This is a genomic window from Metabacillus sp. FJAT-52054 (assembly GCF_037201815.1).
In the GTDB taxonomy this organism is placed as follows: domain Bacteria; phylum Bacillota; class Bacilli; order Bacillales; family Bacillaceae; genus Metabacillus_B; species Metabacillus_B sediminis.
On sequence record NZ_CP147407.1, the window covers coordinates 1,551,033 to 1,572,093 of the forward strand.

The 21,061-nt window shown below is 41.8% G+C and carries 26 protein-coding genes; 18 read left to right on the forward strand and 8 right to left on the reverse strand.

Annotated elements, in window-relative coordinates:
• Positions 1–386: 386 nt before the first annotated feature.
• Positions 387–1,280, forward strand: coding sequence for a manganese catalase family protein (locus WCV65_RS08205; RefSeq protein ID WP_338781488.1), 894 nt, complete (start codon positions 387–389; stop codon positions 1,278–1,280).
• Positions 1,281–1,304: 24 nt separating this feature from the next.
• On the opposite strand, the gene WCV65_RS08210 is transcribed toward WCV65_RS08205, so the two are convergent.
• Positions 1,305–1,538, reverse strand: a complete 234-nt coding sequence (locus WCV65_RS08210) for a glutaredoxin domain-containing protein (RefSeq protein ID WP_035407098.1) — start codon at positions 1,536–1,538, stop codon at positions 1,305–1,307.
• Between the two features lie 741 nt (positions 1,539–2,279).
• Here WCV65_RS08210 and WCV65_RS08215 point away from each other — a divergent pair.
• The 4 genes from WCV65_RS08215 (at position 2,280) to cbpB (ending at position 3,982) form a co-directional block, all read left to right on the forward strand.
• Positions 2,280–2,519 carry a YkuJ family protein gene (locus tag WCV65_RS08215; RefSeq protein WP_035407102.1) on the forward strand — a complete coding sequence of 80 codons (240 nt, stop codon included), beginning with the start codon at positions 2,280–2,282 and terminating at the stop codon, positions 2,517–2,519.
• 100 nt (positions 2,520–2,619) lie between these two features.
• Positions 2,620–3,138 carry a ribonuclease H-like YkuK family protein gene (locus tag WCV65_RS08220; protein ID WP_338781491.1) on the forward strand — a complete coding sequence of 173 codons (519 nt, stop codon included), beginning with the start codon at positions 2,620–2,622 and terminating at the stop codon, positions 3,136–3,138.
• 87 nt (positions 3,139–3,225) lie between these two features.
• Complete coding sequence (abbA, locus tag WCV65_RS08225; protein WP_035407108.1) at positions 3,226–3,414, forward strand: antirepressor AbbA; 189 nt, start codon at positions 3,226–3,228, stop codon at positions 3,412–3,414.
• Positions 3,415–3,535: 121 nt separating this feature from the next.
• Positions 3,536–3,982 (forward strand): cyclic-di-AMP-binding protein CbpB, encoded by a 447-nt coding sequence (gene cbpB / locus WCV65_RS08230; protein WP_035407109.1) that lies wholly within the window; start codon positions 3,536–3,538, stop codon positions 3,980–3,982.
• 50 nt (positions 3,983–4,032) lie between these two features.
• Here cbpB and WCV65_RS08235 read toward each other — a convergent pair whose 3' ends face one another.
• Together WCV65_RS08235 and WCV65_RS08240 are read right to left on the reverse strand one after the other, a co-directional pair.
• Positions 4,033–4,404: a VOC family protein gene (locus WCV65_RS08235; protein ID WP_035407112.1), complete on the reverse strand. Its 372-nt coding sequence runs from the start codon at positions 4,402–4,404 to the stop codon at positions 4,033–4,035.
• 12 nt (positions 4,405–4,416) lie between these two features.
• A complete protein-coding gene (locus tag WCV65_RS08240) occupies positions 4,417–5,148 on the reverse strand; it encodes a sulfite exporter TauE/SafE family protein (RefSeq protein WP_338781495.1) in 732 nt (243 codons plus the stop codon).
• Between the two features lie 106 nt (positions 5,149–5,254).
• On the opposite strand from WCV65_RS08240, the gene WCV65_RS08245 reads away from it, so the two are divergent.
• From WCV65_RS08245 to WCV65_RS08270, 6 genes are all read left to right on the forward strand, one after another.
• Positions 5,255–6,145, forward strand: a complete 891-nt coding sequence (locus WCV65_RS08245; protein ID WP_338781497.1) for a LysR family transcriptional regulator — start codon at positions 5,255–5,257, stop codon at positions 6,143–6,145.
• A gap of 98 nt (positions 6,146–6,243) precedes the next feature.
• On the forward strand, positions 6,244–7,332 hold the full coding sequence (locus tag WCV65_RS08250) for a low temperature requirement protein A (RefSeq protein WP_338781499.1): 1,089 nt from the start codon (positions 6,244–6,246) through the stop codon (positions 7,330–7,332).
• A gap of 117 nt (positions 7,333–7,449) precedes the next feature.
• Positions 7,450–8,160: a 2,3,4,5-tetrahydropyridine-2,6-dicarboxylate N-acetyltransferase gene (gene dapD / locus WCV65_RS08255; RefSeq protein WP_338781501.1), complete on the forward strand. Its 711-nt coding sequence runs from the start codon at positions 7,450–7,452 to the stop codon at positions 8,158–8,160.
• A 68-nt stretch (positions 8,161–8,228) separates the two neighbouring features.
• Positions 8,229–9,353, forward strand: coding sequence for an N-acetyldiaminopimelate deacetylase (locus WCV65_RS08260; protein WP_338781503.1), 1,125 nt, complete (start codon positions 8,229–8,231; stop codon positions 9,351–9,353).
• A 55-nt stretch (positions 9,354–9,408) separates the two neighbouring features.
• Positions 9,409–9,654, forward strand: coding sequence for a YkuS family protein (locus tag WCV65_RS08265; protein WP_338781504.1), 246 nt, complete (start codon positions 9,409–9,411; stop codon positions 9,652–9,654).
• Complete coding sequence (locus tag WCV65_RS08270; protein WP_338781506.1) at positions 9,590–9,928, forward strand: hypothetical protein; 339 nt, start codon at positions 9,590–9,592, stop codon at positions 9,926–9,928. The genes WCV65_RS08265 and WCV65_RS08270 overlap by 65 nt, the downstream gene beginning before the upstream one ends.
• Positions 9,929–9,955: 27 nt before the next feature.
• Here the strand turns inward: WCV65_RS08270 and WCV65_RS08275 are convergent, their stop codons facing one another.
• Positions 9,956–10,804 carry a mechanosensitive ion channel family protein gene (locus tag WCV65_RS08275; protein ID WP_338781508.1) on the reverse strand — a complete coding sequence of 283 codons (849 nt, stop codon included), beginning with the start codon at positions 10,802–10,804 and terminating at the stop codon, positions 9,956–9,958.
• Positions 10,805–11,141: 337 nt separating this feature from the next.
• Between WCV65_RS08275 and ahpA the strand changes: the two genes are divergently transcribed.
• Positions 11,142–11,684: a biofilm-specific peroxidase AhpA gene (ahpA, locus tag WCV65_RS08280; protein ID WP_035403865.1), complete on the forward strand. Its 543-nt coding sequence runs from the start codon at positions 11,142–11,144 to the stop codon at positions 11,682–11,684.
• Between the two features lie 65 nt (positions 11,685–11,749).
• On the forward strand, positions 11,750–12,205 hold the full coding sequence (locus tag WCV65_RS08285; protein ID WP_035403867.1) for a TlpA disulfide reductase family protein: 456 nt from the start codon (positions 11,750–11,752) through the stop codon (positions 12,203–12,205).
• A gap of 166 nt (positions 12,206–12,371) precedes the next feature.
• On the opposite strand, the gene WCV65_RS08290 is transcribed toward WCV65_RS08285, so the two are convergent.
• Entirely contained in the window at positions 12,372–12,983 is a 612-nt protein-coding gene (locus WCV65_RS08290) for a hypothetical protein (RefSeq protein ID WP_338781512.1), read from the reverse strand.
• 228 nt (positions 12,984–13,211) lie between these two features.
• Between WCV65_RS08290 and WCV65_RS08295 the strand changes: the two genes are divergently transcribed.
• The 5 genes from WCV65_RS08295 (at position 13,212) to WCV65_RS08315 (ending at position 17,967) form a co-directional block, all read left to right on the forward strand.
• Positions 13,212–13,412, forward strand: coding sequence for a cold-shock protein (locus WCV65_RS08295; RefSeq protein ID WP_035403871.1), 201 nt, complete (start codon positions 13,212–13,214; stop codon positions 13,410–13,412).
• A 155-nt stretch (positions 13,413–13,567) separates the two neighbouring features.
• Positions 13,568–15,055, forward strand: coding sequence for a glycoside hydrolase family 32 protein (locus WCV65_RS08300; RefSeq protein WP_338781514.1), 1,488 nt, complete (start codon positions 13,568–13,570; stop codon positions 15,053–15,055).
• Positions 15,052–15,597 (forward strand): GrpB family protein, encoded by a 546-nt coding sequence (locus tag WCV65_RS08305; RefSeq protein WP_338781516.1) that lies wholly within the window; start codon positions 15,052–15,054, stop codon positions 15,595–15,597. The genes WCV65_RS08300 and WCV65_RS08305 overlap by 4 nt, the downstream gene beginning before the upstream one ends.
• Before the next feature lie 2 nt (positions 15,598–15,599).
• On the forward strand, positions 15,600–16,136 hold the full coding sequence (locus WCV65_RS08310) for a flavodoxin family protein (protein ID WP_338781518.1): 537 nt from the start codon (positions 15,600–15,602) through the stop codon (positions 16,134–16,136).
• 205 nt (positions 16,137–16,341) lie between these two features.
• Positions 16,342–17,967, forward strand: coding sequence for an ABC transporter ATP-binding protein (locus WCV65_RS08315; protein WP_338781520.1), 1,626 nt, complete (start codon positions 16,342–16,344; stop codon positions 17,965–17,967).
• 123 nt (positions 17,968–18,090) lie between these two features.
• Here WCV65_RS08315 and WCV65_RS08320 read toward each other — a convergent pair whose 3' ends face one another.
• The 3 genes from WCV65_RS08320 to WCV65_RS08330 form a co-directional block, all read right to left on the reverse strand.
• Positions 18,091–18,459 (reverse strand): helix-turn-helix domain-containing protein, encoded by a 369-nt coding sequence (locus WCV65_RS08320; RefSeq protein WP_035403879.1) that lies wholly within the window; start codon positions 18,457–18,459, stop codon positions 18,091–18,093.
• 152 nt (positions 18,460–18,611) lie between these two features.
• Positions 18,612–19,784 carry an FtsW/RodA/SpoVE family cell cycle protein gene (locus WCV65_RS08325; RefSeq protein WP_331712018.1) on the reverse strand — a complete coding sequence of 391 codons (1,173 nt, stop codon included), beginning with the start codon at positions 19,782–19,784 and terminating at the stop codon, positions 18,612–18,614.
• A gap of 597 nt (positions 19,785–20,381) precedes the next feature.
• A complete protein-coding gene (locus WCV65_RS08330; protein WP_338781524.1) occupies positions 20,382–21,026 on the reverse strand; it encodes a LysE family transporter in 645 nt (214 codons plus the stop codon).
• Positions 21,027–21,061 lie beyond the last annotated feature (35 nt).

The following is a 21,061-nucleotide window of genomic DNA, read 5'->3' on the forward strand; positions in this document are numbered from 1 at the left end:
CCGCGCCCCCAAAAAGTGAGGAATAATCTACCCGGTCCTTTTTGACCGGGTTTTTTCTTATATTTTTAGCTCTGTTAAACTTGGCTGTTGATTTCCGTTGCAGGCGCTCGCTTTCCGCGGGGCGGGCGGTGAGCCTCCTCGCCGCTTTGCGCCTGCGGGGTCTCACCTGTCCCGCTGCTCCCGCAGGAGTCTCGCGCCTTCCACTCCAATCAACAGGTGTTAAAAATCAACATCAGGCTTTAACAGAGCCATATTTTTAAATATTAGAGAAAGATATTAATTTAAGGGTATCAATTATAGCCTGAAGAATTGTCTTAAATAAAGAATATGGCCATGCACCTCCCACATAGGTAAATAACAGTGCCTTATAAAAGGGAGGAATTTGCGTGTTTACTCGTATCGACCGCCTGCTCATTGATCTTCCAAAGCCCAAAAATCCAGATGCAAATGCAGCAGCGGCAGTGCAGGAGCTGCTTGGTGGAAAATTCGGTGAGATGTCTACCTTAAATAATTATCTGTACCAGTCTTTTAATTTTCGCAGCAAAAAAAAGCTAAAGCCATTCTATGATCTTGTAGCAAGTATAACCGCAGAAGAAATGGGTCATGTAGAGCTTGTGGCAAATACAATTAATCTGATGATTATTGGGACCACTCACCCTGGTCCGCCAGACTCTACCCCTATGAGAGAAGCAGTCAATAAAAGAAACACGCTGCATTTTATCTCTACTGCTCAAACCGCTTTTCCTTTTGACTCAATGGGGCGGGCGTGGACTGGAGATAACGTATTCAACAGCGGTAATCTTGTGCTTGATCTCCTTCACAACTTTTTCTTGGAATGCGGAGCGCGCACTCACAAGATGAGGGTATATGAAATGACAGATAACCCTGTTGCGAGGGAAATGATCGGCTACCTGCTTGTAAGGGGGGGCGTGCATGTTGTTGCTTATGCAAAAGCTTTGGAAATAGCTACAGGCGTTGATGTAATGAAAATGCTCCCTATTCCAAATCTGGATAATTCGAAATTTGCTTCTGCTAAAAAGTTTGAAGATTTAGGAGTGAATAGAAGGCTTTATACGTTCAGTGATCAATATTATAGGGATATCGATAAAATCTGGAAGGGAAGGGGGCCAAAGGGAGAGCCTCTCGAAGTGATAATTGGCCATCCTCAAGGTGTACCTGTCCCAGACCTTGAAGAGATTCCTGAAGAGTTCGCTCCGGGAATTTCGGAGGAGGATTTTCAGGAAATTGCCCGCCGTCTACAAAGATCAGCGGGCATTTAGAAGAAGCCGGTCGGCTTCTTCTTTTTACAGGACTAATTTTTCAAGTGCAGGAAGATCAAAACCTTTAACAGCGACCTCATCCACAGTAACCGTAGGTGTAGAATAGGATTGCAAGACGTTAATTAAGTGGTCTCTCGCTTTTTCGTCCTTCGTGATATCTATCTCTTCAAACATCACATGGTGGTGATCCAAAAATTGCTTGACGATTTTACATGGGGGACAGTCAGGCTGAGTGTACACCAAAACCTTTTTAGTCATATTTATCCCTGCTTTCTTTATGCTCAAACTATGATATTAACGGACAAGTCCCATTGCGCTTACAGACAAATCAAGACTTAGAATATCATATACAGGATGATTATAGGGAATGATTTTGTCTTTAAGAGCTTTGAACACCCGTTTCTTTCATTCTTTCTCTGTTTAACATGCAATACTTAAACTGGTTAGGAGAGGTGGAAGGGAGCAAAACCACCGGAATAAATCATCCTCATTAAAAATCCCTAGAACCTCTCCGGTAAAAATCCCTTTACTTATTGGATCAAATATGCTGAAATGATGATTGGCATGTCCGGGTGAATCAATAAACTCCAGTGCACAATTTTCGCTAATCGCCAGTTGTTTTTTTTATCCTTAAGAATTAGAAGCCGTTCTTCTTGGACAGGCAGAACCGGATCAAAAAGAACATCATAATGTTCTTAATAAACCTTCAAGAAGCAAATATGGAGATGTCCCGCTCTTATTCCCTAAGTAATGAGTACCAATCATGCGTTGGGTCTGATCACTGTTTTACAAATCCCATTTTCCTTCCCCCTTTTGCCATTCCTCTTTTATTATTGTCCGGCAAAAGCTGAAAGAAAATTAGATGACTGCGGACATATTATCCTGAAGGCAAATGTGGTAAACTTTCTAATAGAAATAGGATGAAGCAATATGGTTAAGAATAGCAAATATGAGGAAAATAACTGATAAGAACAGGTTGTTCTTTGGAAGGAGAAAAAAATGTCTCAATTAACAGGTATTATCAGCCGTCTACAAAGTCTACAGGAAACAGCAGTGGGGAATGAACCTTCCCAGCGTTTTTTTGAAGTTGAAGGTGAGAAGCGCTGCAGCGTGAAATATTTCGAGAAAAACGAAATGTTTGAACTTGAAGTATTTGAAAAAGGCGGAAAACCGCAGACATATCAATTTGATAATATTGATATCATTGCTATTGAAATTTTCGACCTTTTACAAGCCTAATTAGGCATTTACATATTTTTAACATGATTGGGAGAAAAGGATAACATATCGGTTTTAGATTGCGTATAAGGTTAACAAGAACCTTTTAAGGAGATGCATGATGAGCGATACGTTTGCCTTTTATAATGTAACGGAAGAGAACATGACACTTCAGGATGTAATATCACGCTTGAAATCCTTTATTCGTAAGGATCCGCGCTCTGTTTATGTGTTGTCGATCGGTACAGACTCCCATGTTCATTACAAGGAAACGAAATTTATTACAGCCATTCATCTTCATCGAGTGGGAAAAGGGGCCTGGGGATGTCTGAAAAATTATATCCTGCCCAGGCCGATTACTAGTGTACATGAAAAAATTTCGACGGAAACCGCGCTCAGTCAAGAATTGGCTTATTCTTTCATCACCCTTTATTTGGGAGAACTGACTGATATTCTCATCCCGTTTTCAGATGAAGGGGCTGATTTTTCCTTCGAAATCCATTTGGATATCGGAAGAAAAGGCGTTACGAAAGACCTCATTCAGGAAATGACAGGGAGAATTACAGCAATGGGGGTCGAAGCGAGAATTAAACCAGATTCTTACACAGCCTTCAGCTATGCAAATCGATATACAAAATAAGGAAAAAGTATGTCGAAAATTGCGTTTGACGAAGAAAACCCCTTTGATTATGCTTGTAGTGACAACAGGCAGCAGGGGGGCAAAAAGATGGGTTTGGCAGATAAAAGACTCTCAAATGAAGAGCAGGAATTACTAATCAGTTTGTTAATGAAGCAAGAGTATGCCATTGAGCTATTGAGCAGTGAACTGAACGATATTGAAAACGGTGAGAAAGCTGTAGATATGGAAACTTACAAACAGCTCACAGTTCTTTATGACCGAATTCGTTTTGAATGATGTGATTACATAGAGAACGGTACTCCAGTCGGGTACCGTTTTTTTTTGACCGATTGTTTAAATTGTGATAACTACGGGTATTAGAAATACGCTATCTGCAAAATAGAGAGGAAGTACAGCAATGATTACTCTTCGCGCTGAAAAAATTATGGAAATTAACATTCAGGATTTAATGATTCCGGGCGACAAAGTTGCCCACGTGCAGCTGGGGAATAACTTGGAGCACGCCCTTCTTGTGCTGACAAGAACGGGCTATACGGCCATTCCGGTTCTTGATTCATCCTACAAATTACACGGATTAGTCGGTACAAATATGATTATTGATGCCATTATGGGTCTTGAACGGATTGAAGCTGAAAGGCTTGAAGAGATTAAGGTGTCCGAGGTTATGAACCTTGATATTCCCAGACTTAAAATTACCGATTCTGCAGCTAAAGGACTTGAAATTGTCGTGGACCACCCTTTTGTTTGTGTTGTGAGTGAAGAAGGGTATTTCGAAGGAATCTTTACAAGGCGTGAAATCCTGAAACAGCTGGACCGCCATGTGAAAAGATTAAATAAGGGCTGACTGACACCCTCCTGCCACCTAAGAGGAGGGTGTCAGTCTGAATGCCGGACTTATTTGTACTGCAAAAATTCAATCCGGTTTCCGAACGGATCCGCAAAACTGAAGCGGTCTCTACCGGAGATTGGAGGCTCCTCGTTCATGATTACTCCTGCCTCATGAAGCAGATTTCTTGCTGTTTCAATATTTGCTATTTCAAATGCAGGGTGCCTTTTGCTTCTTATTAGTTGCATATCTTCTAATCCGATATGCACCTCTATTTCACCAGCCCGGCACCAAAAACCCCCATTCTTGCTTAAACTTTCCGGCTTACTCATTTCGTTAAACCCAAGTGTTTCCAAATAGAATTCTCTTGCTTTCTCTTCAGAATCATAGGGAACACAAATTTGCACGTGATCGATTCTAATAAATTTAAACTTGTTCATGATGCTATCCCCCTATTGAATAAGCTGATAAACGATTTGTCCAATTAATAATAAGGTAACCCCTCTGATAATCCATTTTGCCGAGGCAAAAGAAATATGTTTAGCGGTCCTGACTGAAAGCTGTGCACCGATCAATGAACCAATGGCGAGCGGAATGGCTACTTTAAAACTGACCAGTCCAGCCGATAAATACATGGTAAAAGCTCCAATGCAGCTTATGAAGGTTTGGAACCTTGTGTAGGCTATAGATTGGAGATAGGATAGGCCGATCTGAAAATACATGTACATGCTTAATGTAGCCTGGCCTGGACCGAAAAGTCCGTCATAAGCACCGATTCCAAATATCATGGGAAATGACTTGGCCGGGAGCTTACTGCTCTGATGGCTGTTTTTTTGCGGATTTTTTATCAAGCTTAGAAGAAGCGCAAAGGCCAAAAGAATAAGAGCGATGCCATTCATGAATTTTTCAGGTATTGCACCTGCAAGAAGCGCCCCTGTGATTCCTCCTGCCAAGGCGAAAGGAATGATCTTGATGACCTCTTTCATCTTTAATTCATCACTTTTCAGGAAAAAGAAAAAGCTTGAAAATGAGCTGATTGTGTTTGAAAATTTTGTAGCAGCGATAATTTGGTGAATGGGAAGTCCATACAAAATCATTGCCGGCATTCCAATCAGCCCGCCTCCTCCGGCAAATGTCCCAAGAAAAGAAGTGATGGCTCCGATAAAGAGAAGCGGCCACTCCATATGCATTCCCCCTCTGTACATCCATTATATTCTGAACCGAAACATAATGAAATTACGAAAAAACTAGCATATAATATAAGAAAAACTTATTGAATGAGGGAACGCCTTGCAAATTACAGAATTAAGAATGCTGCTTGTCCTGTCAGAAGAAATGAATATGAGAAAAGCATCTGAACGATTATTCGTCTCCCAGCCAGCCCTGTCGCAGCGACTGCAATCCATTGAAAAAGCTTGGGGAGCCAAAATCTTTATCCGGTCACAAAAAGGGCTTACGCTTACACCAGCAGGAGAAAAAATAGTTACGTATGCCAAGGATATGGTTCTGCGTGAAGAAAAAGTAAGAGAGGAGATTTCATCCCTGGAAGGGGAGGTCAGCGGAACGCTAAGACTAGCCGTCGCCTCTATTATTGGACAGCATTGGCTCCCAAAGGTGCTAAAAACATACGTTCAAAGATATCCCCAGGCTAAAATCTCCCTCATAACAGGATGGAGCAGCGAGATCATAAAAAGTTTATATGAAGACAATGTTCATATAGGCATTGTCAGAGGAAATCTCGAATGGCGCGGGGTGAAAAAGCATTTGCTGAGTGATGAACTGTATCTTGTAGACACGGAACTCCGCAATGCTGAAGAGCTGATGACAACAGAGCGTCCTTTTATCCAATTCCGCAGTGATTCCACCTACTATCAGGAAATACAGGACTGGTGGCACCGGAAATTTCAAACCTCGCCTAAGCGGACTATTGTAGTTGACCAGATTGAAACATGCAAACAAATGGCCTATAACGGCATAGGGTATGCGATCCTCCCGTCTGTGGCACTTGATGAGAATGAGCCGATTTACAAAGTCCCGCTCACGGATCCTGAAGGTAAGCCGATTGCGAGGGACACATGGATGCTCGGATATGAGGCAGCTTTCCAGCTGAAGCAGGTCCAGGCTTTTTTAGAGGTAGTCGAAGATTGGTCTAAGGAAGCAGAACGGGAAAACGGAATTTGAAAGCCTTGGATTCTTTTTGACCTTCACTTGCTTATCCTGCTACTGATTTATCAAGAAAATATAAGAATGATTAACATGCCAAAGGAGGAAGGGAATCCATGGAAGTGAAAAAGGTAATGTGGCTAGAACTTTTTTATGACCTGATTTTTGTGGCTGCTGTTGCGAAAGCCACCCACTTGCTGCTGCATGTGGAACAAGGGATGGTACCGGCTGAATATTTGTTCAAGTTTGTTTTAATTTTCGTTCCTATTTGGTGGGCATGGGTTGGCCAGACGCTGTTTATTAACCGGTTTGGAGAGGATTGTTTTACCCAGCGAATATTTATGATCATTCAAATGATTTTTGTAGTATTAATGACAGCAAGTCTTTCTTTTGATTTTGACCCCTATTACTTGCCTTTTCTAATTGGGTATTCAGGAATTCGTTTCTTAACCTCAATGCAGTACTTATGGGTTCTCAGACGGGTAGATGATTCAAGCAAGCCAGCTGCAAAATATCTGGGCTTTGCCTTTTTAATTGGAATAACTATCTCCGGGTCTTCCATTTTCTTTGATTCCTGGCTTCGATATTTTCTTTTATACCTTGGTATTTTTGCCGATATTGCCTTACCTGTTCTGGGGCGTAAATTTTTGGCCAAATCTCCTGCCAATGCTCCTCATTTGCTGGAGCGTTTTGGATTGTTTACGATCATTTTATTTGGAGAATCCATTGTTAGTTTAATTGCGATTCTGCATCTTGAAAAAGGAGATTTCAATGCAATCGTATTTGCTATTGTATCATTAGCAGTAGTGATAGCGATGTGGTGGCAATACTTTGACAACATTGAAAAAAGAGTAGATAAAGAAAAGAAAACAACCGGGCAGACCATTATATACGGACATTTATTTATCTTTATGTCGCTAAGCGCAATGGCAGCTGCTATTCAATTAGCTTTTCTTCATAAGATTGACTATCCGTTTTTATTATTGATATCTTTTGCAGCCGCTTTTCTGTATTTCTTTTCAACAACTCTTGTGTTTCATAGGTTCCGTTTTATCACTCAGCGGCTAACCATGTATCATCTTTTCTTTCTTCTGGCTACTTTGGGCGTATTCCTGATTTTTGATCTGATCATCGTCGTTCCAAGTATAGTGATTTTTATTCAGCTGGCCATATTCTTTATCATTTTTGCAAAAGTGACCGTTTAGCACTAAGATTATAGGCAGTCTCAAAACAGAATGGGCTTTGTGATGAATATGCTTGTCAATTAACCGCTCCGTTTGATAGAGTAAAAAAGATAATAAACTAGATGGAGGACGATACATATGAAAATGATGGATGCAAATGAGATTATTTCATTTATTCAAAATAGCACGAAATCCACACCTGTAAAGGTTTACGTTAAAGGTGATGTTGAAGGAATCGATTTCGGGGCTTCCTCTAAAACCTTTTTAAATGGCGGCAGCGGAGTCGTTTTTGGTGAATGGACTGACATTAAAGAAGCAATTGAAGCCAATGAAAGCAAGATTGAAGACTATGTTGTAGAAAATGACCGCCGCAACTCAGCGATTCCATTACTTGATATGAAAGGAATTAAAGCGCGCATTGAGCCTGGCGCCATTATCCGTGATCAAGTTGAAATCGGAGACAACGCCGTAATCATGATGGGTGCCTCCATTAACATCGGTTCTGTTATCGGAGAAGGAACAATGATTGATATGAATGTGGTTCTTGGCGGAAGAGCAACCGTTGGAAAGAACTGCCACATCGGTGCGGGTTCCGTACTTGCAGGTGTCATTGAGCCGCCTTCCGCAAAGCCTGTTGTGATTAAAGATGATGTATTGGTTGGAGCAAACGCTGTAATCCTTGAAGGCGTAACAGTCGGTAAAGGAGCAGTTGTTGCAGCTGGAGCAATTGTAGTTGAAGACGTAGCCCCTTACACAGTAGTTGCTGGAACCCCTGCTAAGAAAATTAAAGATATTGATGAAAAAACAAAATCTAAAATTGAAATCAAACAGGAGCTTCGTCAACTGTAAGAAGCTGCATATGCTGTGCGCGGGTGTCTTTCATCCGCGCATTGCTATATCTTTTGGAGGCTGATCAAATGCTCTCGCTGGAAAAAATGACTGCGATCCGCAGGGATCTTCATCAAATACCTGAGCTTGGTTTTCAGGAATTCAAAACCCAAAAATATCTGCTTCAGTTCTTTGAACAGCTTCCTGCAGACAGGTATGAATTAAAGAAATGGCGAACAGGATTGCTTGTTAAAGTAAAAGGAACGAATCCTTCAAAAATTATGGGCTACAGGGCGGATATTGACGGACTTCCAATTACAGAGGAAACAGGCTATTCCTTTTCATCAGCCCATGAAGGGATGATGCATGCATGCGGCCACGATTTCCACATGACGATCGGGCTTGCTATTGCAGAGCACTTTATCTTTCATCCAATTGCAGATGACCTCCTTGTTATTTTTCAGCCGGCAGAGGAAGGGCCGGGCGGTGCAAAGCCGATGATGGAAAGCAAGGAATTCCTTGACTGGAAGCCTGATTTCATTACAGCTCTTCATATTGCCCCTGACCTTACACCGGGAACCATTGGAACGAAACCCGGCTTGCTTTTTGCCAATACGTCAGAGCTTTTTATTGATTTGAAAGGGAAAGGCGGTCATGCCGCCTATCCTCATACAGCTAAAGATATGATCGTTGCCGCAAGCCAGCTGGTCGGGCAATTTCAAACCATCATTTCAAGAAACGTCGATCCGCTTGACAGTGCTGTCATTACGGTAGGGAAAATAACAGGCGGCACGGTACAAAATATTATTGCTGAAAATGCAAGGCTGGAAGGGACAATCAGAACCCTTTCTGCACAATCCATGGGTAAAGTAAAAGAAAGAATAGAAGCCCTTGTAAAAGGACTTGAAATGGGCTATGAATGTGAAGCAAAGATAGATTACGGGGCAATGTATTACCAAGTATTTAACGAACCTGAGCTTACTCAGGAATTTATGGAGTTTGCGGACGGGCTTTCTTTTGTTCAATTTGAAGAAAGCAAGGAAGCGATGACAGGAGAAGACTTTGGATATTTTCTATCAGAAATACCAGGCTTCATGTTTTGGCTTGGCACCGGCTCGGAATACGGTCTCCATCATAGCAGACTCCAGCCTGATGAAACAGCAATGGAAACGGCCCTTCGCACAATGACCGAATATTTTTCATTCAAATCCTAAATTGTGGAATAAACACCTCCGATTTGAGGCACCTTATCAGACAGGAGGTGTTTTTATGCCAAGAATAGGTGTAGAACAATCATTAACCAATGTAGAAGAAGCGCTTAAATCGATGGGCTATGATGTGGTGCAGATCCGCAGTGAAGAGGATGCCAAATCCTGTGACTGCTGCATTGTAACCGGTCAGGATAATAACATCATGGGAATCAGCAACACAGTTACAGAAGGTTCTGTTATTGAAGCGAGCGGATTATCAGCTGAAGAAATTTGCCAGCAGGTACAGCATCGTCTTAATCAGTAAAAAGCCAGCGCAGCTGGCTTTTTTGTTTGGAATGGCTGGGCAAGAGGTTAACAAGGGGGATATGAGAGTTTGGTGCCAGGCATCACGAGGGAAAGAGTGCGATGCCAGGCAAGAATGCCAGGCATGGATAGAAAAGAGTGCGATGCCAGGCAAGAATGCCAGGCACGGAGGGGAAAAGAGTGCGATGCCAGGCAAGAATGCCAGGCATGAAGGGGAAAAGAGTGGGATGCCAGGCATGAAGGGGAAAGAGTGCGATGCCAGGCAAAAACACTAGAAAAAAAGAGCCTCAATGGCTCTTTTATCATGCGTTACCTGAAGGCTCTTTTTTCTCCATATAAACCTGATGAGGAAATGGGATTTCAATGCCATTAGCATCAAAAGCTTCTTTAAATGCTTTTCTTAGTATGCGTTCGGCTCCCCATTGTTCTCCGTTTTCTGTTTTTGCTATAACCCGGATCACTACGTCTGAGGCTCCAAGAGTTTGTACACCGATGACGTTTGGTCCTTCTACAATTGATGGCGTTTCGGCTGCCACTTTATCACACACATCCTGCATCACTTTAATTGCGTAGTCAATGTCATCGTCATAAGAAATTCCAATGTCCACAAGTGCGCGCATGTTGCCCCTGGTATGGTTGCTAAGATTTGTGATCTCCCGATTCGGGACGTAGTGCAGCGTGCCGTCAAACCCGCGGATTTGGGTAGTTCGAAGGCCAACCTGTTCAACGATTCCAGAGAAACCAGCTGTCGTAATATAGTCTCCGACGTCCAGCTGGCGTTCAAGAAGCAGGAAAAATCCAGTTACAACGTCACTGACAAGTCCCTGTGCACCAAAGCCAATAGCAAGCCCTACGACACCGGCTCCTGCCAAGAGGGCAGTGGCATCGTATTCAAAGACCTGAAAAACCATTACAACGAAAATAAAAACCAATATGTATCCAAAAACGTTTAAGGACAGACTTTGAAGGGTCATTGCCCTGCCGGGGGATACCTGCTGACGGTTTTGAACCTTTTGGAAGGTTCTTTCAATTAGACGGCTTCCGATTGCTTTGACAATAAGGAAGGCGATTAATATGATGACGAGTTTAAGTGTGATGATTCCTGCATTTGTCAGCAGCCCAGCCCAGTTGATTTTCTGTATTATATCCATTTGCATCTTCCTTTCTTTCCAAACAATAGGGGATAAGCTAATCATTTTGTTACCCTTCCCCAAGCATGTTAAACTTAAATTGCTCCGGGAAATGAAAATTCATTGACCAGTTTAACATAGGTTTTTTCTTAATAAAAACAAAAACCTTCATGTTTTGCATGATTTAGGGTATAACAAATAGAGTGTTAATCAGTATATCCGCTAATTAAATTAATTATCATTTAACATTGACTAAAAATAGCTATCTGCTATAATAGGCAATGTGAAAAATGAATAGGTGTTGAGAAAAGACCATTTTTTTTCTCAATTGCTTTAATAAATACTGGAGGGATACATAATGGCAGAACGTATGGTAGGAAAACAAGCACCCCGTTTTGAAATGGAAGCCGTATTGGCTAACAAAGAGTTTGGCAAAGTAAGTCTTGAAGAGAACATGAAAAACGATAAGTGGACCGTTCTTTTCTTCTATCCGATGGATTTCACATTTGTTTGCCCGACTGAAATCACAGCAATGTCTGACCGCTATGATGAGTTCGAAGATCTTGATGCTGAAGTAATCGGTCTTTCTACAGATACAATCCACACTCACTTAGCTTGGATCAACACAGATCGTAAAGAGAATGGTCTTGGAGATCTTCGTTATCCGCTTGCTGCAGATACGAATCACGCTGTATCACGTGATTACGGAGTACTAATTGAAGAAGAAGGCGTAGCACTTCGCGGGCTTTTCATTATCAACCCTGAAGGCGAGCTTCAATATCAAACCGTATTCCACAACAACATCGGCCGTGACGTGGATGAAACACTTCGTGTGCTTCAAGCGCTTCAAACTGGCGGACTTTGCCCTGCTAACTGGAAGCCAGGACAAGCTACACTTTAATTGAATAGCTGAAGGTCTAACTGCTGTTAGGCCTTTTTCTTACTAAAAAATGCAGGAGGGCTATTATGAAACTACGTGAACCAATGCCGGAACTGAACGGCGCAGTGGAATGGCTGAATGGCCAGGTAACAAAAGAGGAGCTTACAGGGGAAAAACCTACATTAATCCATTTCTGGTCTGTTAGCTGCCATCTTTGCAAGGAAGCTATGCCTCAGGTTAACCAGTTCCGTGATGAATATAAAGACAAATTGAATGTCGTCGCTGTTCATATGCCGCGTTCAGAAGATGATCTAAGTCTGGATGCGATTAAAAAGACAGCCGAAGAGCATGGGATCCATCAGCCGATTTTCGTTGATAGTGAGCATAAACTGACGGATGCTTTCGAAAATCAATATGTACCAGCTTATTATGTTTTTGACAAAGAAGGCAATCTGCGTCATTTCCAAGCCGGGGGAAGCGGAATGAAAATGCTTGAAAAGCGTGTTAACCGCGTCCTTTCCGAAACAGAAAACGCTGAATAAATGGCAGCCCGGTGTTCAATTATGAACACCGGGCTGTTTTAATCTCCCCTTTGCGTTTTATCAATAGCAGCCTGAGGATGGGCTGTACACTGTCCCCGAAGTTATGTATATTCACTTTCAATACGTTGAACCGCTCTTCAATTTGACTGAATGCTCATGTATGGGTTCATGATTTATCCTCTATTCCGGAATGATGGGACCGTTTGGATTGTAAGATGGCTATATGTAATCCTGCCAAAGGAAATAAGCACCATTTTTCAGAACCGGGCTTCTCTCTTTTCATCCACCAATAGGAGTAAATAACAAGCACGATGAAGTCGGCAGTCTTTACACTGACAAGCTTGGATTGCATAAAAGCTTCCTGATAAGCGCTGAATCTGCCTTGAAACAGTCCGTATACATATAAGGATAACGTCGCCAGCAGGAGTGGCAGGATGACTAGATTGCTTAATAGGATTCTGCCTGCTCTTCTAACGTTACTGCGCTTCTTGCGGTCTTTCCCTTTAAAAAATAAATAGGGCAAAAGGGAGAATGCACCTAATCCAAATGATAATAAAGCAAATGGCCATGCCGGTACAGAATAATGATCCTGGCGAAGGTACAATCCTGACCAGACAATTGGAAAAATTCCAAGAAAAGAGAATACCATCATAATTAGCGGATCAAGTTCCTTGTAATTTCCAGCTAATAAGCTTTTAAGGACCGGATCCTGGAGTCCACCCTGCCCGGGAGCTAAAAACAGGGCATAGGCAACGAGTATGAACCAAAGCCATTTCATAATAAAATTCAACTCCGATTCGAAATAATTTTCAAGTAAGGTTGTACTTTTTATTTAAATATAGTATGATGATACTTGTAAAGTTAAAGTGTTCCATTTCCTCTTGAAGTTCACATACAATAGGGATGTATCTCACGTGACACTTTAGGGATGCTGCTTATTGTATGTGAATTTTTTATTTACACAGGTAAAGGAAATGCGCATAAATAAATTTTTGGAGGTACCAACATGGAAACAGGTACAGTAAAATGGTTTAACTCAGAAAAAGGATTCGGATTCATCCAACTTGAAGATGGAAACGATGTATTCGTTCACTTCAGCGCTATTCAAGGTGAAGGTTTCAAAACTCTTGAAGAAGGCCAAAAAGTTGAATTCAACGTTGTTGAAGGCCAACGCGGACCTCAAGCAGAAAACGTTACTAAACTTTAATTTTCTGACTTAACCGTCTAAAGTCTTGATTCATTTTTATGAATCAAGGCTTTTTTATATTTTTTTCTGAAACTGTCTGGAAAGATCATCACATACATGCGATGATTGATGAAATCAGCATTGAAATGATAGCGCTTTAATAGGGGGATTTTAAATTGAATCAGGATTACATAATGAAGATTCAATCAGCAGATGCAGCGGTTTCTGAAAAAGGAGCAGCGATTAGAGAGAGTTCACATAGACTTGGCTATCATATTAGTGCCCCTTCTAATTGGATCAATGATCCTAACGGATTAATTCATTTTAAGGGAGAATATCATGTGTTTTATCAGCATCATCCGTTTGGAGAGGATTGGGGCCCGATGTATTGGGGGCATGTGAAAAGCAAGGATCTTGTTCACTGGGAACAGCTTCCGATTGCTCTGGCGCCCTTTGAGGAGTATGACCGTGATGGATGCTTTTCAGGAAGTGCTGTAGTGGAAGATGGGTTGTTAACTCTTATATACACCGGCAATGTATGGCTGGATGATCAGCAAAAGGAACTGAAGCAGGTTCAGTGTATAGCGAGAAGCGAAGATGGAATTTCCTTTATTAAGGATACTCAAAATCCCGTTTTGGAATCGGTGCCTGAAGATGGATCAAGTCACTTCAGAGACCCTAAGGTGTGGAAAGAGGGTTCATTTTGGTATATGGTGCTTGGCACACAAAAAGATGGGTTAGGCAAGGTTGTTCTTTACCGTTCAGAAAAATTGACAGACTGGGAATACTGCGGAGTCCTGGCTGAAAATAGAAACGAAAACCTGGGGTATATGTGGGAATGCCCTGACATATTTGAGCTGGGGGGGAAACATGTTCTTCTCATCTCTCCTGAAGGAATGGAACAGGAAGGGCCTCTCTACGCTAATTTAAAGCAGACTGGCTATTTTGTTGGGGACTTTTCCTATGAAACGCTGAAGTTTGACTATGGGCGTTTTGAGGAGCTGGATAAGGGGCATGATTTTTATGCAGCCCAAACGTTTCTGGATGATACCGGAAGGCGCATTCTGATTGCTTGGATGGATATGTGGGAACAGGATATGCCATCAAAACACGATGGATGGGCGGGTGCATTAACCATACCCCGTGTTCTTTCACTAAGCGAAGAAGGACGCGTGCTTATGAACCCGGTTGCGGAGCTTGAATCTCTCAGGGGTGAAAAAAAGGTTTCCATGCAGGAAATTACAGTTGAAGAAGAATGTACGATTGGGTTCGCTGATATGGCTGAGATCATAGTGGAATTTACAGTTGAAGATCCGGCTCTCCAGGCATTTGGTTTAAAGCTGAGATGCGGTGCTGAAGAGGAAACGGTTGTTACGGTTGACCTGACATCTTCTAAGCTTTTTCTGAACAGGGAGAAGAGCGGCAGGGGTCCTGGCGGTGGAATACGTGAAGCGGACCTGTCGAGAACTGATAGGGTCAAGCTTCATATTTTTCTCGACCAATCATCGGCAGAGATTTTTGCAAATCGGGGAGAAGCGGTTATGACCTCTAGAATTTATCCAGAGAGAACTAGCACTGCGATTAAGTTATTTTCAATTGGCGGGAAAGTTTGTGCTCACTCAGTAAATGTATGGAAGCTTAATGAAGGATATATACAACGATGAAAATTGAGATCATTCCTTATCAGGAGAGCTGGCAGGAAGAATTTTCACTGCTTAAGGAGCGGCTTAAGCACTTGCTTGCCCCGCTTGAACCTGAAATTGAGCACATTGGAAGCACGGCTGTACCCGGATTATGTGCAAAACCTATCATTGATATTATGGCCGGTTTAAAAGAAGAAGCTGAACTGGATGTTTCAGCAGGACTGCTGGAAGGTACGGAATTCTTTTCTATGCCGGTATACAATGAGCAAATTCCCTTTAGACGATTCTTCATAGGCGCGAAAAAGGGTGTTGAACCTGGAGAAGTTGTTCATAAGAATCGTTCCAGTCATCTTCACATTGTTCCCATTGAATCGGAGTGGTGGAATGAGCACTTGCTTTTCAGAGAGTATTTAAAGAGGAACGATGCTGCAAGAGACATTTATGCAAAAGTGAAAAAAGATCTGAGCATGCACGAATGGTCACATGGGAATCGCTATGCAGAGGCGAAAACTGATGTGATACGCGGCCTATTACAGGATGCAAAAAAGAAAGCAGGAGATTGAGTATGAAGATATTAGCTATCTATGGAAGTTCAAGAAAAGAAGGGAACTCTCATCTGCTGGCAGAGAAAGTATTGGATGGAGTCAATCATGATTCTGTCTGGCTAAAAGACTATCAAATTATGCCAATTGAGGATGGACGCCATGAAGCAGAAGGCTTTAAACCGGTGGAGGATGATTATGATGAAGTCATCGAAAGGTTTATGGAAGCGGATCTTGTGGTATTTGTCACCCCTCTTTATTGGTATGGGATGTCCGGATTAATGAAAACATTCGTTGACAGATGGTCTCAAAGCTTGAGGGAGGAACGATATTCCTTTAAAGAGCTTGTTAAAGGCAAGAGAGGCATAGTTATCATCGCGGGCGGTGACAAGCCCAAATTAAAAGCCCTGCCTCTTGTACAGCAGTTTTCCTTTATAATGGAGTATATGGGAATGGAATTTAACGGGTATTTGATTGGTGAGGGAAATAAACCGGGTGAGGTTTTGAATGATGCTGCAGCGGTAAATACCGCAGCGGAATGGAATAAAAGGTTGAAATAAAACGAAACATGCAGCGTGGCGCTGCATGTTTTTTTTGCGGAAATATTGCGGGGGCAGATCATTTATATGAAAGATAGCCTGCATCGTAGGTCGTGAATTAAAGAATTTCATCGAATGGTCTGGCTAATTTCACTGTATACCGATATATTATTGTGTACATTGAAAAATATGGCAGTTTGCTTTCAGCAAGATCGGGGATGAATCAATGAATGACTTTAAACAACTAGCTTATTATTGCGGTATCTATAAAAGAAATTTTTATCAGTCCATTTTATTTTTGTTTCTTTTTCAGTGCATCATCTCAAGCTCACTTATCCTCCTGGAGCAGGTTGCTGATAATCTATTAGATCATCATGCTTCGATATCTGCTGGGACAGCTGGATCAATGGCAGGGATCCTGATCGTTGGCTGCCTATTTTGGGCTCTTCACAAAAAAAAGCGCAACAGGCAAGGGGTAAAAATAGCAGAAACTCTTAATTCGGAAATGTATAAGAAGCTAAGGGAGTCTTCCTGCCATTCTTTTGATGAAAAACGGGTAGATCAGCTAATGGCAGATTTCGAATCGGATGTATACAGAATCCGGTTATTTTTTTCGGAAGGGATCTTTAAGCTCATTCATTTCCTTCTTTTATCCGCCATGTATCTGGTTGTTATGTTTATGTTTTCCGTTCCTCTCTTCCTTTCGGCATTGATTGTTCTCCCGGCTTGGGGATTTGTATTGTATCAGTCGGAAAAGGCTTTGATTCATAAACAACGAAACGAGTTCGATTCCTTAATCAGTAAGGCGAATGATGATGGGACCGGCCTGAATGCATTTCTTCCTCGCCGCAGCGGCTTAACGTATGCAGAAATTCTATGGGCAGGCTTTTTCTTTGTGTGCGGGGGACTTATTGCCTGGACGGGTATTTTGGAAATAGGAAAATTCATAGCAGTAATGGTTTTATGGGGCATGATCCTGTATTTTTTACCAGTCTTTTGCAACGAGCTTACTCAAATGCATTTGGCAGAATCATCTTCCGGCAGGCTGCTCAAGGTATTGAGGTCCTCTAATCAGGCTTCCCAGGCTTTGACTCCAAGATTGAGAAGGGGATATATGCTACTTGAAGAAGTGTTTTTTTCTTACAGCCAAAACAGCATGCACGCGGTCAATGCGATATCATTTATGATGACCCCGGGAAGAACCATTGGAATAATTGGAAAATCCGGGTCTGGAAAAACAACGCTGGCCCATTTGATGACCGGGTTTTATACTCCTGAACGGGGACGGATAACGTTTGATGGTGAAGAGCTGAATCAAAAGCCTCCGGCTGCATCGATTGCCGCGGTTTTTGAATATTCATCATTAACTGCAGATACCGTAAAAGCAAATATTGCCTTTTCAAAACCTGAGGCACCTATGAGTGAGATTATAAAGGCTGCAAAGCTTGCTCATGCGCATGACTTTATCATGGAACTGCCTGAACAATATAATACGGTTCTTCTGGGCTCGGGGTTTTCGAATAGTCAAATGCAGCGTCTTGCAATTGCGAGGTCACTATGTGTAAATCCGGGTATCCTTATACTGGATGATGCTGCAAGTGAAGTGGACATTCAGACTAGACAAAAAATCTATCGGGGCATTAAAGGAATGAAAGGCAGCAGAGCAATCATAATTTTGGATGATTCTGTTGAAGCGGTCTGTCAGGCAGACGAAATATTTGTGTTGTGCAAAGGCATCATTGCTGAAAGAGGTACTCATAAAGAATTGCTTGAAAGAGAAGGAATTTATGCAAGGCTGCTTAATAACGAAATGGAACAGGAGGGCACCCGGCCTTTAAAGAACAGAGGCTGACTTATCATCGCATGGGCAAATAGCTTAAGCGGTTTTCACTTTAATTTCATTAAGGAAGCATTCTTTGATGATCCCTGTATTGTTAAAGCACGAAAAGGATGGCCTTATGCGGGCCATCCTTTTTCAATGGATATGGAGTTCTTCTTCTGCTTCCGGCATAAGCACTTCGCTCTTATCAGGGTAGACGCGTTCAATATGCTGTTCTCCCCAGGCACACAGCGAATCAAGAATTTCCTTAAGAGACCAGCCGTAGTCAGTAAGGAAGTATTCAACCTTTGGAGGCACTTGATTATAAACTTTTCTTTCAATGACACCGTCATCTTCCAGCTCACGAAGCTGCTGAGTCAGCATCTTTTGCGTAATTCCGGGCATCAGCCGTTTTAGTTCACCGGTCCTGCGTTTCGCTTTAATAAGGTGGCAAAGTATAACTACCTTCCACTTTCCGCCAATCACCTCGAGTGCTGCTTCAACAGGTATATTGTATTTTTTCATTCGTCACACCGCCTTTTTATAATGCTTATATGATAAGTATAGTGCCTAGTGCAATAAAAGACTATACGTTACTTTTAGGTACCTATGTCTGAAGCAGCATACAAAAAGCCCCCGTTCATTGAATGAACGGGGGCTGCTTGCCTTTTTACGATTTAATTATCTCCTGAAAACATTGAACGTTTTTGCTGATAAGAGATATTCAGAATCAATCCAAGACCGAACATCGTTGCCAGCACCGAACTTCCCCCATAGCTTAGTAAAGGGAGGGGAATTCCTGTAATAGGGAGAAGTCCTATTACCATGCCGATGTTTTGAAATACGTGGAACATAATCAAACCAATCATACCCACGCAAATATATAATTCGAACATGTTTTTCATTTGATTAAACCCGATGATGACAATTCGATAAATGAGGATGAAATATAAACAAACGACAATACAAGCTCCTATAAACCCAAATTCCTCTCCGATCATTGTAAAGATGAAATCAGAATGTGCTTCCGGAATATAGACCTCGCCGCCGCCGATGCCTTTTCCAGAGATCATACCGGAACCAATTGCGGTAATGGATTGTTTCAGCTGATAGCTGATATCCGAGCCGTATTTTGCCGGATCCAGCCATGCATAGATTCGATTTACTTGATACTGATCCACAAAAAGCAGCAGCCAGTCCATTTTATATAGAAATAAAAAGACAAGGGTGGAGACAGCAGTAACGGCAAATCCCACGATCACGCTGATTATTTTCCAGCTGATACCCGAAACGAAAATAACCGTTCCTGTAATAACTAAAATAACCAGTGATGTTCCGAAATCATTTTGCTTCAGAATTAAAAGGATGGGGACGCCTGAGGTTATTCCGACTTTTAAAAGATACTTTAAATCGCTGTATATATCGCCCATCTCATGTGATTCGCTGTGTTTTTTCGTTATATACGAGAGCATCAGTATGACGAATATCTTCATATATTCGGAAGGCTGGACTGAACCAATTCCTGGAATTTTAAACCATGCTCTGGCTCCATTTATCTCGGGAACCAGACTGGCAGGAGCAACCAGGATTAATACGAGCATCAGCAATCCGAAGCCATAGAGAAATGGAGTAAGTCTCTCAATTTGTTCAAAGTCGAATGTTAAAACTCCTGCAATGATAATAGCACCTATAGCAAACCATAATATTTGTTTGATTAGAAAATTCTCATTGTACTGACCATGGCTTTGCGCACTGTATATGGCAATACAGCTTGAACACATAATTAAAATTAATACCATTACCAAATTACTGTCAAAAAAGCTTTCCTTAAAACGCTGCAATCCTATCACCTTTCTTAATCCTCTTTATGGGAATACCTGTATCATGACTTCTTCAAGGTGTTTGTATCGTTTATCGAAAATTTGTCCTTATTCTGTAACCCCGCAAAGGACAGCCATCCCTCAAAATTAGTGCACTATAGAAGCTGTTAAGGAATGGAAGATACAGCGCTGGTTGACAAAAGTTTCCGCAAGAATATTGATTCCAGCCTGCTTAAACACTATCTATCATCCTACCACAATCCATTTCATTTTTGTGAGAAAAAAAGCTGTTTATAGACCTATAACCAATTAGACGTAAAAATTGAAGCTATGGTTTCACCTAGTTCCCCGCTCAATAGGCAGGGAACTAGTTTGAGAATGAAAAAGATGGTGCTTGCTGCATCTGCATCCTTTAGCATCCCTTTCTGAGGTGAATCGGGCTTTTTGATTCCAGCCATTACGGTTATTAAAGTGAACATTTGGTTTTAAATGCCGAAAAAGTGTGGACATGGAACACTCAATCCCTTTCATAGTGCTGGGGCTGGGCGCTGGATTCATACATAGATATTAGGAGGAATGCTCTTTAATTCATACTGGCATGAACCTACAGGAAACAGGTAAATCCCTCTAACTAAATGCATGAAAAAAATCCCATACAAGCTTAAAAGAAAATGCAATGAGCATCAGTCCGGCAGCAAAGCTTATTTTTTTCATCATGTTGTCAGAAATAAGATTTCTTCCAAAATGAACCGTGAGCGCCACATTCAAGTTCCAAAGAAAGATCCCAAGAATAATGAAAAAGCTGTATCCCAGTATGTGCGTCCATTCCGCTGAAGGTGAAAATCGGGAAATGGCAGAACCATAAATTCCGAACCAAAAAAGGAAATTAAAGGGGTTGGCAAAAGCGATCAGGAACCCGGTTAAAAAGCAATGAGGGAGAGAGTATGATCCTGTTTCTGATAATTTGATGAGGGCATCCTTTCTAAAAAAGACTAGAATGCTTTTTGCGCCAAGCCTGAAAAGAAGTACAGCCCCTGCTGCCATTAGAAAGAAGGATACAGCAGGATGCTTGAATAACGGGAGCAAGCCGGCAGCGATGGATCCCATATAAAATAAATCCGCTGTGAGTGCTCCGATTCCTGTAAGCCAAGAGGGCCAGAAGCCTCCTGTCATTCCTTTTTTTATCATCTCAAGCTTAACCGGTCCTAATGGTGCAGCTAAGCTGATGCCTAAAACGAGCGGTGTGAGTATCGCTAATAATCCATCCTCCATATCATTTCACTCCTATGCGGCTAGTCCTAAAAACA